This is a genomic window from Marinobacter aromaticivorans (assembly GCF_002806975.1).
GTDB lineage: Bacteria > Pseudomonadota > Gammaproteobacteria > Pseudomonadales > Oleiphilaceae > Marinobacter > Marinobacter aromaticivorans.
Genome location: NZ_NIHD01000005.1, coordinates 51346 through 65990 on the forward strand (window position 1 = coordinate 51346; position 14645 = coordinate 65990).

At 57.7% G+C, this 14645-nt stretch carries 13 protein-coding genes; 6 read left to right on the forward strand and 7 right to left on the reverse strand.

The window, feature by feature from the left end; translation table 11 throughout:
* Positions 1 to 145: 145 nt before the first annotated feature.
* Positions 146 to 661: a dihydrofolate reductase gene (locus CDH48_RS08955; protein WP_100688398.1), complete on the forward strand. Its 516-nt coding sequence runs from the start codon at positions 146 to 148 to the stop codon at positions 659 to 661.
* On the opposite strand, the gene CDH48_RS08960 is transcribed toward CDH48_RS08955, so the two are convergent.
* Positions 640 to 2166 carry a DEAD/DEAH box helicase gene (locus CDH48_RS08960; protein WP_100688399.1) on the reverse strand — a complete coding sequence of 509 codons (1527 nt, stop codon included), beginning with the start codon at positions 2164 to 2166 and terminating at the stop codon, positions 640 to 642. The genes CDH48_RS08955 and CDH48_RS08960 overlap by 22 nt on opposite strands.
* A gap of 198 nt (positions 2167 to 2364) precedes the next feature.
* On the opposite strand from CDH48_RS08960, the gene CDH48_RS08965 reads away from it, so the two are divergent.
* Positions 2365 to 3153, forward strand: a complete 789-nt coding sequence (locus CDH48_RS08965; protein ID WP_100688400.1) for an acyl-CoA thioesterase — start codon at positions 2365 to 2367, stop codon at positions 3151 to 3153.
* Positions 3154 to 3182: 29 nt separating this feature from the next.
* Here the strand turns inward: CDH48_RS08965 and CDH48_RS08970 are convergent, their stop codons facing one another.
* Both CDH48_RS08970 and CDH48_RS08975 read right to left on the reverse strand, forming a co-directional pair.
* The gene (locus tag CDH48_RS08970; RefSeq protein WP_100688401.1) at positions 3183 to 4082 is read right to left on the reverse strand and encodes a haloalkane dehalogenase; all 900 of its coding nucleotides are present in this window, start codon (positions 4080 to 4082) and stop codon (positions 3183 to 3185) included.
* A 144-nt stretch (positions 4083 to 4226) separates the two neighbouring features.
* A complete protein-coding gene (locus CDH48_RS08975; RefSeq protein WP_100688402.1) occupies positions 4227 to 4580 on the reverse strand; it encodes a hypothetical protein in 354 nt (117 codons plus the stop codon).
* Between the two features lie 115 nt (positions 4581 to 4695).
* Here CDH48_RS08975 and CDH48_RS08980 point away from each other — a divergent pair, with 115 nt between their 5' ends.
* Both CDH48_RS08980 and CDH48_RS08985 read left to right on the forward strand, forming a co-directional pair.
* On the forward strand, positions 4696 to 5775 hold the full coding sequence (locus tag CDH48_RS08980; RefSeq protein ID WP_100688403.1) for an AI-2E family transporter: 1080 nt from the start codon (positions 4696 to 4698) through the stop codon (positions 5773 to 5775).
* A 123-nt stretch (positions 5776 to 5898) separates the two neighbouring features.
* A complete protein-coding gene (locus CDH48_RS08985; RefSeq protein ID WP_100688589.1) occupies positions 5899 to 6291 on the forward strand; it encodes a peptidoglycan-binding domain-containing protein in 393 nt (130 codons plus the stop codon).
* 104 nt (positions 6292 to 6395) lie between these two features.
* Here the strand turns inward: CDH48_RS08985 and ilvD are convergent, their stop codons facing one another.
* Positions 6396 to 8231, reverse strand: coding sequence for a dihydroxy-acid dehydratase (ilvD, locus tag CDH48_RS08990; protein ID WP_100688404.1), 1836 nt, complete (start codon positions 8229 to 8231; stop codon positions 6396 to 6398).
* Between the two features lie 167 nt (positions 8232 to 8398).
* Here ilvD and CDH48_RS08995 point away from each other — a divergent pair, with 167 nt between their 5' ends.
* A complete protein-coding gene (locus tag CDH48_RS08995; protein WP_100688405.1) occupies positions 8399 to 9655 on the forward strand; it encodes an HDOD domain-containing protein in 1257 nt (418 codons plus the stop codon).
* Positions 9656 to 9793: 138 nt separating this feature from the next.
* Here the strand turns inward: CDH48_RS08995 and CDH48_RS09000 are convergent, their stop codons facing one another.
* From CDH48_RS09000 to CDH48_RS09010, 3 genes are read right to left on the reverse strand one after another with little or no spacing between them, the layout of a single operon-like run.
* The gene (locus tag CDH48_RS09000) at positions 9794 to 11245 is read right to left on the reverse strand and encodes a bifunctional DedA family/phosphatase PAP2 family protein (protein ID WP_100688406.1); all 1452 of its coding nucleotides are present in this window, start codon (positions 11243 to 11245) and stop codon (positions 9794 to 9796) included.
* On the reverse strand, positions 11242 to 12240 hold the full coding sequence (locus CDH48_RS09005; RefSeq protein WP_100688407.1) for a GGDEF domain-containing protein: 999 nt from the start codon (positions 12238 to 12240) through the stop codon (positions 11242 to 11244). The genes CDH48_RS09000 and CDH48_RS09005 overlap by 4 nt, the downstream gene beginning before the upstream one ends.
* Positions 12237 to 13253 (reverse strand): GGDEF domain-containing protein, encoded by a 1017-nt coding sequence (locus CDH48_RS09010; RefSeq protein ID WP_100688408.1) that lies wholly within the window; start codon positions 13251 to 13253, stop codon positions 12237 to 12239. The genes CDH48_RS09005 and CDH48_RS09010 overlap by 4 nt, the downstream gene beginning before the upstream one ends.
* Positions 13254 to 13387: 134 nt before the next feature.
* Between CDH48_RS09010 and CDH48_RS09015 the strand changes: the two genes are divergently transcribed.
* On the forward strand, positions 13388 to 14644 hold the full coding sequence (locus CDH48_RS09015; protein ID WP_100688409.1) for a glutamate-5-semialdehyde dehydrogenase: 1257 nt from the start codon (positions 13388 to 13390) through the stop codon (positions 14642 to 14644).
* Position 14645 lies beyond the last annotated feature (1 nt).

Consider the following 14645-nt stretch of genomic DNA (forward strand, 5'->3'; position numbering starts at 1 on the left):
GTTCGATCGCAAGGATGCGGGAAGGACTCTCCAAAAATGTGCGGAGCCATGGATGGCGGAGCCAAGCGTGCACGGACGTATTCACAGCGTTTTTTGGAGAGTCCTTCCCGCATTCTTGCAGCCCCCGAATCAGAGGAACCCAAGCATGCGTAAAGCACTAATCGTCGCCATGTCCCGAAACCGCGTTATTGGTCGGAACAATAATTTACCCTGGTACTTACCGGGTGATCTGAAGTATTTCAAGCAGGCGACCATGGGGAAACCCATCATCATGGGCCGTAAAACCTGGGACTCCATTGGCAGGCCGCTACCAGGCCGCATGAATGTCGTTATTTCCCGCAATGCAGACCGGGAAGCACCCGCTGGAACTGTTACAGCAAAATCACTGGAAGAGGCCCTGATAAAAGCCGAAGCACAGGCTGAACTGGATGGTACTGACGAAGTAATGATTATCGGGGGAGGGCAGATCTATGCAGAAGCGCTACCCATGGTAGACCGCCTGTACATCACCCAGGTGCACGCCGAAGTGGATGGCGATGCGTATTTTCCGGAAGTGAACTGGGATGAGTGGGAAGAAATCGGACGGGAGGATTTCTCCGCGTCCGACAACAATCCTTACGACTACAGCTTCGTGGTCTATCAGCGCTTGGCGTCAGACTGACGGGGAGGCCGCTTGCCGGCTGGCTTGCCACCTTTACCAGGTGGTTTGCCGCGTGTGCCGGAACCGCCAGGCTTGCTGCGCCCCTTGTAGCCACCTTTGGGTGGGCCCTTGCGGAACTCTCCCGGGCGACCGCCTTTGCGGTCGCGGCGTGGAGGTGGCGTTGCGGAAACTACAGGCAGGGCTTCCGGCTGCTCCAGCGGCAGAGATCCAGGCTGCATAGCCTCCATCCAGCAGGCCAAAGCACCGGCGACCATGGCAATGTCCATTTCATTGCGCTCGGCGATTTCATCCAGCAGCGCCATGGATTTGGCCAGCTTCTTGTCTTCAGCAAAGCCCATCAGCTGGGTTTCAAACTGCTCTTCGCGCATTTTCTTCAGTTCAACCGGTGAGGGCAGTTCATAGGGCATCATCGGCGAGTTGGTAGCGCGCTCAAGGGTGCGCAGCCAGCTCCGCTCGCGGGGGGTTACCAGCAGAATCGCCTTGCCTTCACGCCCGGCACGGCCGGTACGCCCCACCCGGTGGATGTAGGCTTCGGTATCGTAGGGCACGTCGTAGTTGATAACGTGGGTGATTCTGGGAACGTCCAGGCCGCGGGCGGCAACGTCGGTTGCAACAATAATGTCCTTCTTGCCGCGCTTGAGGTCTTCAACAGTCTGCTCACGCTGGCGCTGGTTCAGGTCGCCGTTCAGGGGGGCCACAGCGTGGCCGCGGGCGCCAAGCTTCTCAGCCAGCAGCGTGGTTTCGGCCTTGGTGCGCACAAAAATAATCGCGCCTTCAATTGGTTCCACTTCCAGAATACGCGTCAGGGCGTCCAGCTTGCGCTCGGCATAAACCGGCAGAACATACTGGGAAATCCGCTCAACGGTACGGGTTTCGCTCTCGATTTTTACTTCTACCGCATCACGCAGGTAGGTTTGAGCCACCTTCTTGATTTGCGGAGGCATGGTGGCTGAGAAAAGCGCACGCTGACAGTTTTCCGGCGTCTTGGCCAGAATGGCCTCTACGTCATCAATAAAGCCCATGCGCAGCATTTCGTCGGCTTCGTCCAGAACCAGAGCCTTCAGGTTGCCCAGCTTCAGGGTACCTTTGCGAAGGTGGTCGAGCATGCGACCGGGGGTGCCGACGATAACCTGGGCGCCGCGCTTGAGGCCTTTGATCTGGGGGTAAAAATCCTGACCGCCGTAGATGGGTAAAACGTGAAAATGCCTGAATTTGGACGCGTAGGAGGTGAAGGCCTCCGCTACCTGAATGGCCAGCTCCCGTGTAGGCGCCAGTACCAGAATCTGGGGTTCACTGACCGAGGCATCGATCCGGCTTAACAGTGGTAAGGCGAAGGCAGCGGTTTTACCCGTGCCGGTCTGGGCAACGCCCAGCAGGTGCTTGCCAGCGATCAGTGCAGGGATGCACTGGGCCTGGATGGGTGTCGGGGTTTCATAGCCAATAGCGGATACAGCTTCAAGTACGGCTGGATCAAGCCCCAGTTCGGCAAAAGACAATTCAGACATTGATTTACTCGGTATTCGGAAGGTAGAGCATTGCCGGGCAATGCGTTATGTGGCGAGATTATAGCCGGTTTTGGCCGGTTTTAATACGTAAAATCCTGTGCCGGCGGTAGGTAGTTGCCGGTGCACAGACGTTGCTTTGTGCCCGTGTTTTCGGCAATCTTTCTGCTTTCTCCGATAGGTTGCTAACAGGAAAGCACAATGACCTTTGACGAACTGATAACCGCGGGCCGTGCCAGTAAAGAGCTGGTGATGCCTGCCACCTGGTCCCAGGGGCGTGCAACATTCGGCGGTTTGGTGACCGCTCTGTTGTTTGACCGCATGGCACGGATGGTCTCCGACAGCCGGCCGATGCGTTCCATGCATGTGTCTTTTATTGGTCCGGTAGAGGCCGATGTGCCAGCGGTTTTCGACGTATCTGTTTTGCGCGAGGGTGGGTCGGTCAGCCAGGTTGAGGGACGGATTACCCAGAACGGAGAACCCCGGCTGGTGAGCATGGCGGCCTTTGCCGGTGGGCGGGAATCGGTTGTTCAGGTTGACGGTGTTCTGGCTCCGGCTGCAAAACCCGTGGAAGAGTGCCAGGGCCTGCCATTTATTGAAGGTGTTACGCCGGGCTTTATTGGCCACATAGAGATGCGCTGGGTATACGGAAGTTTACCGTTCTCCGGCGGGAGCGGGCGTGAAATGGGCGGCTGGATGCGGTTCCGGGAAGTGCCTGAGATTATCACCGACGCCCACATTGTGGCACTGATTGATGCCTGGCCGGCACCGGTTCTCCAGCATTTCAAATCCCGGGTGCCGGCCAGCTCCCTGTCCTGGGCCTTTGATATTATCCACCCGCGGCCTGCCCTGAATGCCGATGACTGGCTTTTGTACAAAGCAACGATTGATCAGACCGGCGACGGTTATTGTCACTTCGATGCCCGGGTCTGGACCCCGCGAGGTGAGCTGGTTGCTGTCAGTCGTCAGACAGCAACCGTATTTGGCTGAGTCATACAGGAGAGGTCAAGAAATGGCGGTCAGGCTGCCATTTCTGCTTTCAGGGCATCAATGATAATACGCGCAAAGTCTTCGGGTGAATCTTCCTGCAGGAAGTGCCCGCCGCGCAGGGTTATGTGGGGCTGGCCCAGGGCGCCGGGGATGCGGCGCTGCATGTAACGGTCGCCCCCGCGGGTAATGGGGTCGCCGTTGCTGAAACAGGTGATGAACGGCTTTCGCCATTTTTCCAGGACTTTCCACGCCGCTTTGTTGGCATCGCTTGCCGGGTCAGCCGGCGACACGGGCACCAGCTTGGGGAAGGCACGGGCTCCGGCCTTGTACTCGGTTGAAGGGAAGGGAGCCTCGTAGGCTGCCAGTTCGTATTTGTTCAAGGTGCGCTCGGTACCCAGTTGTACAATCCGGCCAACCGGAAACCAGGGGCTGTGGGTTGCGAATGCCTTCCACACGCTGAATATGGCCGGTGTGCGGGTTTCACCGGTGGGCAACATACCGTTGCCTACGATGATGCGCTGGAACCTGTCCGGATGTTCAGCCGCAAGCCGCAGGCCCAGAAGTGAGCCCCAGTTCTGGCAAACCAGGGTTATGTTCTGCAGGTTCAGGGCTTGCAGCCAGTTTGTGAGCCAGGTCATGTGGCGGTCGTAGCTGTAATCATCCACAGAGGCGGGCTTGTCTGATTTCCCGAAGCCGACAAGATCCGGCGCCAGTACCCGGTGGCCGGCCGCAGCAACAACGGGAATCATATGGCGGTAGAGGTACGACCAGGAAGGTTCTCCATGCAGCATGAGGACCGGCGATGTGCCAGCGGGGCCTTCGTCGACATAATGCATCCGGAGGCCAGGTTCGACATCCAGGTAATGAGGAGTAAAAGGGTAATCCGGAATACCCGCAAAGCGGTGTTCCGCGGTTCTCAGAATACGCATGCCATCGACTGTCCTGACTGATTGGTTGCGTGATTGTCAACGGGGAATGTTTCCGGATCCGCCACAACAATCTTAAAGCAACAGGATAAATCAGTTGGCAGTTTTGTGTGTTTGAGTTGCGTAACAGAGCGTTGTGGCTTTGAATCAGGGGCTGTCCGGGTCGATCACAGGCCGTCGGTTGGAGCGTTTGTCTTCCCAGGCGAGGTCTTTGGGATCATACCAGCCTATGGCGTCCAGCACTTTTGCCCGGGTTGTGGCAGAGAGTGTGGGCCAGAGCTCCTGAAAGTCTTCCAGCCCCTGATCACGTAAGCGCTGCTGTTTACTCTGCAGGCGATTGATGATTTGTGGCAGTTGCAGTGCCTCGCCCAGTTGCCCCGGCACCAGGACATCCTGCCCCATCACTTTACGGCGATGGGTTCGGGCAGCCAGCACCCTGCGGAGTTCCCGGGCAGCGTCCAGCGCGGTTTCTGTGGTAAAGGTTTCCAGTTCCAACACCATGACCTGTTTAATAGATGATCAATAACCTTCCACTATAACCTAAAGCATGCATAAGTGGCCACGGGGTCATGTTAGGCTATTGCACATCTGAATCTGACCGGGATAAAACAGAATCATGTACGCAAAACTTGAGACACGGACCTTTCTTGCCATGCTGGTCGGGGTGTCCCTGGCTTTCGTGTTTCTCATGAAGCCTTTTTTTGGCCCCATCTTCTGGGCAATTGCCATTGCCTTGATTTTTCATCCATTCCAGATGTATCTGGTGCGCCGGCTGGGGGAGCGGCCAAACACCAATGCCCTGATTACCCTGACGGTATGCATGCTGATTGTGGTGATTCCGGTGCTGGTGCTGGTAACGTCCCTGGTGGCTGAGGGACTGGGCATCTATCAGCAGATCCAGGATGGGGAGATCAAGCCTGGGGAATATATTGACCAGGTGAACAAGTCCTTCCCCGCCATTCAGTCGCTTCTGGCCCAGTTCGATGTCAGCTTCAGCGAAATTCGTGACCGGGTTGTCAGTGTGTTTTTGGGGGGCAGCCAGTTTCTTGCCAAACAGGCCCTGGGGATCGGCCAGAATACCTTTCAGTTTTTCCTGGGGCTGGCCCTGATGGTTTATCTGGCGTTCTTCTTGCTGCGGGATGGCAGCAAGCTGGTTGATCTGATTATCCGTGCGCTGCCGCTCGGGGATGAGCGCGAGCGCCTGCTGTTCGCAAAATTTGCGGAAGTAACCCGGGCAACGGTCAAGGGAAACCTGTTGATTGCCATCATACAGGGTGCTCTGGGGGGCATTATTTTCTGGATACTTGGCATTGGCGGGGCACTGCTGTGGGGGGTGGTTATGGCCATATGCTCACTATTACCCGCTGTTGGTGCTGCTCTGGTGTGGGTGCCGGCGGCGATTTACCTGGCAGCTATCGGCGATATAGTGCAGGCGGCGGTGCTGACGCTGTTTGGCGTAGTAGTGATCGGATTGGCAGATAATCTGTTACGGCCGATTCTGGTTGGCCGGGATACCAAACTGCCGGATTACATTGTGCTGCTTTCAACTCTGGGCGGTATTGTCATGTTCGGAATCAACGGCTTTGTTATGGGCCCTCTTGTTGCGGCGCTGTTCATGGCTTTCTGGGGAATTTTCATCCGTGAGTTCAGCGAAGAGGCCCACCGGGCCGACGATGAACCGCGTGATGTCGGTTAAGGCGACACTAGACAAAAGTATGCTAGGCTTTGGCAAGTTTGCCCCAGTCTGTGGAGATTGGCACCACATAACAAGAAAGATGCAGGTATCGCTTGGATATCAGGAGTAAAGCAGGTGAGTATCATGAAAAATGCCACCGCCCGTTTGGGCCGTCTTGCGCTGGCGACTGGCACAGCTATAGTCCTGGGCTTCGCCCCCGCCGTTTTTGCCGATGAAACGGTTGCACTGAAGAATGCCTTGTACGGTGCCGGGTACAGTATTTCCAATATCGAGCCCGGCATGGACGACGCCACGCGGTCTGAGCTGATCCGCTTTCAGAAAGACAATGGCCTGCAGGCAAGCGGGATTCTGGATGAGCCAACCAAAAAAGCCCTGGGTATGATTCGCGTGCAGGTCGCCGCCGCGGCGCCCGCTTCACAGCCGGAAAGTGCCCGGCCGGCGGCGGCCAGCGAGCCTGAGCCTGCCGGAGACGACGTTATCGAAGAAGAGGATGATGGCGGCTGGTCGTTATTCTGATCGAGGCTCGATTCTCGCAGTTGGAGTGACTTGTCAGCCCGGCCCGGACATAAAAAAGCCCGCACGGATAGCCTGAGCGGGCTTCTTGTTTTGCCGGGAGCCCGTCAGTCCAGTTTTTCCAGATCCCTTACAGCACCTTTGTCGGCACTGGTTGCCAGCAGCGCGTAGGCTTTAAGTGCTGCAGACACCGCCCTGTCTCTGGGTTGTTCCGGCTTCCAGCCTTTTGCGTCGCGGGCCTCACGGCGACGATCCAGTTCCTGTTGATCCAGTTGCACATTGATGGATCGCTGCGGAATGTCGATAACGATCACATCCCCGGTTTCGATCAACCCGATGGCACCACCGGACGCTGCTTCCGGAGATGCGTGACCGATTGACAGCCCTGAGGTGCCGCCAGAGAAACGGCCATCAGTCAGCAGGGCGCAGTCCTTACCCAGGCCCTTGGATTTGAGATAACTGGTGGGATAGAGCATTTCCTGCATACCCGGGCCGCCCTTGGGGCCTTCATAACGGATAATAACCACTTCGCCGGGTTTCACTTCGTCATTCAGAATGCCGGCAACGGCAGCATCCTGGCTTTCAAATACCCGTGCCCTGCCTTCAAACACGTAAATGCTTTCATCCACCCCTGCGGTTTTCACCACACAGCCGTCAACCGCAATGTTGCCATAGAGAACCGCAAGGCCACCTTCAGAACTGTAGGCATTCTCCACAGACCGGATGCAGCCGGCCTCCCGGTCGCCATCAAGGCTGGGCCAGCGTGTGCTCTGGCTGAAGGCAGTCTGGGTGGGGATGCCTGCTGGCCCGGCCTTGTAGAATTCCACAACCTCTTTTGTGGGGGCGCGCATGATGTCCCAGGTTTCCAGCGCTTCTTTCATGGTTTTGCTGTGGACTGTTGGCAGGTTGGTATTGATCAGCCCACCGCGTTCCAGTTCGCCCAGAATGCCCATGATGCCACCAGCACGGTGCACATCTTCCATATGGTATTTGGGCGAGTTCGGAGCCACTTTGCACAGTTGCGGAACCTTGCGGGAAAGCTGGTCAATGTTGTTCAGGGTGAACGGCACTCCGCCTTCCTGTGCCGCTGCCAGCAAGTGCAAAATGGTGTTGGTGGACCCGCCCATGGCGATATCCATCACCATGGCATTTTCGAATGCCGCCATGGAGGCGATGCTACGGGGTAGTACACTGGCGTCGTTGTGCTCGTAGTAGCGCCTTGCATTCTCCACAATCTGGCGACCGGCTTTCAGGAACAACTGTTCGCGGTCAGAGTGGGTGGCCAGCATGGAGCCATTACCGGGCAGGGCCAGGCCAATCGCTTCGGCCAGACAGTTCATGGAGTTGGCGGTGAACATGCCGGAGCAGGAGCCGCAGGTGGGGCAGGCGCTGCGCTCGTATTCGGCCACCATTTCGTCGTCGGCTGTGGGGTCGGCGGCAATGACCATGGCGTCCACCAGATCCAGTTTGTGTTCAGACAACCTGGTTTTGCCGGCCTCCATTGGCCCGCCGGATACAAAAATGGCAGGAATGTTCAGTCGCATGGCTGCCATCAGCATGCCCGGTGTGATTTTGTCGCAGTTGGAGATACACACCAGCGCGTCGGCACAGTGGGCGTTCACCATATATTCAACGGAGTCAGCAATGATTTCGCGGGAAGGCAGGGAATAAAGCATGCCGTCGTGACCCATGGCGATACCATCGTCCACAGCGATGGTGTTGAATTCCTTGGCGACACCCCCGGCTGCTTCAATTTCGCGGCAGACCAGTTGCCCCAGATCCTTCAGGTGAACGTGCCCGGGCACAAACTGGGTAAATGAGTTGGCTACGGCGATTATCGGCTTGCCGAAATCGTCATCCTTCATGCCGGTGGCGCGCCAGAGGGCCCGGGCGCCTGCCATGTTACGGCCTGCGGTGGAAGTCCGCGAACGATACTGAGGCATTGTGTTCGTATCTCTCTTTATGGATAGGTGGTGATTGCTCTAATGTGAGAGGCAAAGGATACCAGATTAGACCCCTGGCGCATGGTTGTTTTCCTGTGTCGTGGTTACAATAGTTGGCAGATATCATAAATCAATGCCCCGCCTTGAGCCGATTAAGGAGATTGTCTATGGCTAGCCAGGAAAGCCTGCCGCTATGCCGTTTGAAAGCTTTTCAGCCATTGAACCGACTGACTGATGACCAACTGGTATTGCTTGCCAGCCGGGCCGAGCGACGGGCGTTTGGTCCGGGCCAGCGTGTGCTCGAGCGGGGCGTACGTGATGGGCTGGAGTATTTTCTGGTAAACGGAACGGTGGAGCTGGAGTCCCTTGATGGTCGCAAATCTGTTATCGAGGCGGAAACCGAGAAGGCACTGAATCCCATCGCCAGGTTACAGCCGAGAATGTACGACGTTACCGCCGTAAAACCCTGCGAGTTTCTGGTGGTGGAGCAGGATGTACTCAGCCAGCTTTTGCGCGCAGCGCCAGTTACGCAGGTGGAAATGGACTCCGGCGAAAGCCTTGGCGGTGGTGAGAGTGAGGAGCATCACCTTCTTATGGAGTTCTATGGGGAGCTTCGCTCCAACCAGCTAAAGCTGCCCAGTGTTCCGGATGTGGCATGGAAGGTTCGGCGCCTGGTGGACAGAGAGGACTCCACTGCCGACCAGGTGGCAAGTGCGGTCTCTGCCGATCCGGCCATGGCAGCCAAGCTGGTGCGGGCATGCAACAGCCCGCTTTATCGCGGGTTCAGCGATGTGCGTAATGTTCGTGAGTCGGTTATCCGGCTGGGCATGCGAACCACCCGTCAGCTCGTTACCGTGTTTTCCATGCGGGAGGTGTTCAAAAGCAGGCACCCGTTGCTGCAGAAGGAAATGGAAAAGCTTTGGCGGCATTCCCGGGAGGTAGCCGCCCTTTGTTGGGTATTGGCGGATCATGCCACCCGGCTGAACCCGGAAGAGGCGCTGCTGGCTGGCCTGCTGCATGACATAGGTGCGGTTCCGGTTCTGGTGCAGGCAGAGCACCACGCAAACCTGTTTGCCGACGTTAGCAATCTGCAAAACGCCATCAGCGAACTTCGTGCTGATGTGGGCACGGCGGTTCTCGAAAGCTGGGCTTTTCCGCCGGCCTTCGTTGATGCTGTGCGCCATGCGGAGGACTGGCACTACGAGAGCCGGGAGCCGGAACCGCAACTTGTGGACGTAGTTATCGTGGCGCAGCTACACGCCATGATTGGTTCCAGCCAGAACAGGAGCCTGCCTGCGTTTGACCGGGTGCCGGCCTATCACCGGCTTGGCGAGCTTGAACTGAATGCTTCCCGCAGCCTGGAGCTTCTGACTGAAGCGCGGGCAAGGGTGGAAGAAGTCCAGCAACTGTTGTCGATTCGGTGAAGGTTGCGATTTTCCCCTGAGCTATGTAGTGCTTCCGAAGGGCTGAAACAGCACCTTCCGGAAATGCAGTGATTCTCTGGCTCGGCTCAGCCGCCGTCTGCAGGCGTTACTTGAAGCCCCCGAAGCAACCAGATGGCGTTACGAAACCGGTGCGTAATATTGCACGGCATCTGGCCATCTGGACCACAGATAGCCAATACAGAAAACCAGCCAGGCCAGTACCGCAGAAACCGTCACTGAATCCGGAGCAATAGGAACCCGGTCGAACCGGCTGAAACTGGCCCTGGTGGCGCCGGTAATTGCCAGCCCCAGTAACAACCCGCCCAAGATATCGCTGAACCAGTGAACGCCCAGATAAAGCCGGCTCAACGCCACTGGAATCAGCGGTAATGAGAGTAAGACATAGGCCTGCCAGCGTTTGCGGTTACGGGTTTCCGCTGCCACGAAGCTTGCCAGCAAGGTAACAAATACGGTGATGCCCGCGGTGTGACCACTGGGAAAAGAACCGGACGAAGGCGGGTTTACAACACGGTCCGGGCGGTCTATGCCGAAAGCTGCCTTTAATCCCCAGACCAGCACAACAGTCATGAGTGCGGCAAACAAAATATGGGCTGCCGCTGCATAGTGCCCGCGAAACGCCAGTGTCAGGCATGCCAGTACTGCTGCCGCCATGAGCACCGGCGGGTCGCCAAGAAGCGTTGCGATGATGGCAGGTGTATCGAGCAGAGGCTGGCGAAGTTCCGCGAACCACTGCATCGCCAACTGATCGAAGGGCGCAATCAGGTCTGTCATGGTTGCCAGTTGGCCCCAGAGGATAAACAGGGCGAGTGTGCCCAGGGCAAGCATCAGCGACGGCAGCGGGAACTCACCTTCCCGGGCCGGCCGTTCATTGGTGTAGAGGCGCCAGAAGTGATGGGTGGTTTCATACTGTGCCATCTGGCGCTGAAGCCAGAGATAGGGGCGGCTGTCTTCGCCAAGGCCAAGCTGGAACCGGAATATAACGAGGTAGATCAGGGCCAGTATGGCGAGGCTGATGCCGGTGACCATGTAAGCGTGTGCCGGAAGCTGCACTTTGCTTGCCAGAGCACTGCCCACCAGAAAGCCCGGCAAAATGTAAACCGGGGCCCAGCCAATGGCTGAACCGATGTTGAAGGCCAGAAAGCGGCGCCAGGGCATCATGAGGGCGCCGGCAATCAGGGGGATTACGGGCCGCACAGGCCCCACAAAGCGCCCGATAATCACACTTTTGCCGCCGTGTCTGTTGAAAAAACGCTCGCCTTTGGCGATCAGCCCGGGATATCTGCTCAGGGGCCAGACGCTGTCCAGCCGCCCCTGGAACAGTCTCCCGATTGCAAAGCTTGCGGTATCTCCCGCGACGGCGCCGAGCCCGGCCCATAGCAGTGCCGCCATCAGGGGCATGCCAATTTGCGCAGCCATTGCAGCAATGGTGAACAAAAAGGCAACGCCTGGCACAACAATGCCGGCAAGGGCCAGAGACTCGATAAATGCTGTGCCGAACAGTGCAAACGACAGCCAGCCAGGGTTGGCACTGAGCCACGCAGTCAGATCCGAAAGCCACGCAGCGCTCATGTCCTGAGCATTTCTCCCGGGCTGAACCAGGCCGAATCAGCGCCGCGTTTGCGTGCTTCCAGCATGGCCTGATGCGCACGTTTGCGCAGGGTATCGGTGCGGGTGTCGCTGTGGCCCCGGGTTGTGCAGCCAAGGCTTACCGTCGCTTTGCCAATCACCGGCCAATGCTGCTCGGCAATGGTGCGGCGTATACGCTCTGCAATCACACGCACGCCTTCTTCGGGTGTGAATGGCAGAATAAGAAAGAACTCCGAGTCATTCAGTGTGTACAGTGTATCGCCGGCCCGGATGACACCAAACAGATGCTGGGTCATGTTATAGAACAACGCCTGCATGTTCTCTTTGCCATGGAGATCTTCCGCTTCGTCGGCGTAATCTATGGCCAGGTTGATGACCGAGAGACTGTGGCCGGTAGCAATGGCCCGGCTGATTTCCTTCTGCAGGGTTTCGTCAAGAAAGCGGGCGTTGTGGGCGCCCGTAACCGGGTCAGTAATGGCAAGGTCTTCGGCAGACTGTGCCATGTGATCGTACTGCCATATATAAAGCGCCGCGACCGTCAGCACGATGAGCAGGCCGCTGATCGCTGTGAGGGCATCCGCCGGTGGCTGCTTCACGAACAGCAGAACGGCCATAGGCGTGATCAGCAGCAGTGACAGCGCCAGCGCCTGGCGAAGGGGCAGAATCAGCAGGTTAAGTATCAGCAGCGGCATGGCCCAGTGGGTAATGCCTGTGCTGGACATTGTCAGCATCGCCGCCAGGAGGCCGCTGTTCAGGCCGGAAAGAATAACCAGATGGCCAGGGGCGGAGAGCTGGTGCCGGCGGCTCAGGATGGTGTAGGCAATGCCTGCCAGAGTCAGGGTGGCCATGCCGGCAGCAAGGTAAAAGAGTTCGTAAAAACCATAGCGCAGGTTCTGCAGGGCCAGAGTGAAAATAAACAGGGTGGCAAGCCCGTAGCCAACGCCGTGGGTCCAGGTTCTCAGCCGGGTTTCAGTCATGGCGCAGATCCTTCCACACGTGGTTGGGCCGGAACGCTGGCCGGCGCCCGGGTGCTGTAGGCCTGGGTGCGGTTGCCGCCTTGCTGTTGTGCACGGCGTAATGCATTGGCGGCACTTTGCTGCAGGCTGTCGGCATCATCGCCTATGTTCAGCCCGGCGATACCGGTACTCACGGTCAGGTTCATGCCATGGGCTTCCAGCAGTGTGCCAAGGCCCTTACGGATGGTTTCAGCACGTTTGATGGCCTCATTGGTGGCTATGCCAGGCAGTATCACAAGAAACTGCAGGTCTGCTGCGCGGTAGTAGGTGTCGAAGTCCCGCAACTGGGAGTGCAGAAAGCGGCCAATACGCGGAAGAATCGAGCGGATATCTTCGTCCGGATCATTGTCACTGGCGTGAGCATCAAGGCCGATCATGATGATGGACATGTCGGTTCCTTCACGCTCACTGCGCTGGATTTCCTTGTGCAGGTCGGCTGTAAGATACTCGCGGCTGGCGGCCTGGGTGAGCTCGTCTGTGCGCCGCAGGGGGGCGAGCTGGCGGGTTTTGTAGTCGCGAAGGAATATGAGCACCGCAGAAAGAAGAACGGTCAGTAAAAGCGCACTGATCATCTGGTGGCGGTCTGCAATGCCCTCGGCCCAGTGTGCGGCGGCCATGGCCAGAGCAACAATGACAACAGTAACAGCGATTGCGATTGCCCGTGGTACCAGCGCAAAGGCAACCAGAGCAAGGCCGTAGAACCAGTGGCTGAGTGCCCAAGGCCCGGTCCAGAAACTGGTCATCAGCAGCAGAACAAGTGCTGCAAAAAACAGCTTCTGAACCCTTGGCCAGGGGCTCAATCTGCGCCCCGGATGGAAACTGCGCCCGCTCATAATCACGCCAGCCGCGGCTGCAGCCGTCGCCGCGGTCAGCGGCTCGCCAAGTGCGGCACACACAGCTGCAACCAGCACGAAACCAGCGAGACTGGCGCGTGATAGCCGGTTCAGCAAAAACTTGTCAGCCGTCTGGGCCATGGTGTTCGTCCTTTTCCGGAATGCCTGTGGTTTGGCAGAGGTATAATATCTGTTTGGGGTGCGTACTTGAAACGGGAAAGGTAAAGTTAGGGTGTTATTCCTGAATTCTGGCAGACAACATATAAGGTAACGGGATGGATATTGCAGTTTATATGCGTGACGTCGGGCAGCAGGCCCGGGCGGCGGCAACACTTATTGCGCGCTCGACCACCGGTGTCCGGAACCATGCGCTAATGGCTACCGCCGAGGCGCTGGATGGGGCCCGCGGTGAGTTGGCGGAAGCAAACGCCCGCGATCTTGCGGGCGGTCGGGAAAACGGCCTGGATGCCGCCATGCTGGACCGGCTGGAACTCACCCCCGCCCGTATTGATGCCATGATTGAGGGGCTGCGCCAGGTTGCCTCTTTGCCTGATCCCATTGGCGCCATTACCGATATGACTTACCGCCCGTCAGGCATTCAGGTGGGCAAAATGCGCGTACCCCTGGGTGTAATCGGCATTATTTACGAATCCCGCCCCAATGTGACGGTTGAGGCGGCAAGTCTCTGTCTGAAGTCGGGAAATGCAACCATTCTGCGCGGCGGTTCAGAGTCCATCCACTCCAATCAGGCCATTGCCCTGTGTCTGGCGAGGGGGCTTGCAGAGGCGGGTTTGCCGGAGGCTTCGGTACAGGTTGTCAAAACCACCGACCGGGCCGCAGTCGGCGAGCTGATCACCATGCCGGATTACGTGGATGTGATTGTGCCCAGGGGTGGTAAGGGACTGATTGAACGAATCAGCCGGGATGCCCGTGTGCCGGTTATCAAGCACCTCGATGGTGTCTGCCATGTGTACATCGACAGCCATGCCGACCCGCAAAAGGCATTGGACGTTGCCATTAATGCCAAAACCCACCGCTATGGTACCTGCAATACCATGGAAACCCTGCTGGTGGACAAAGAGGTCGCTGCGGACATGCTGCCCCTGCTTGGCCAGGCTTTTACTGACAAGGGTGTCGAGCTTCGGGGTTGCGAACACACCAGGGAAATTCTCACAGACATAAAAACTGCGACGGATGCAGACTGGGAAGAAGAGTATCTGGCCCCTGTACTTGCTATTCGAGTGGTGGATGGGCTGGATGGTGCCATCGCGCACATCAATCGTTACAGCTCCCGGCATACCGACAGTATTATTACCGAGAACTATACCCGCGCCCGGCGTTTTATTACCGAGGTTGACTCCAGTTCCGTTATGGTTAATGCATCCACCCGCTTTGCGGATGGCTTCGAGTATGGTCTCGGCGCCGAGATTGGTATCTCCACTGACAAGCTTCATGCTCGCGGGCCAGTGGGGCTTGAGGGGCTGACCTCCCAGAAGTACGTGGTATTTGGCGACGGACATATCCGGGCCTGAT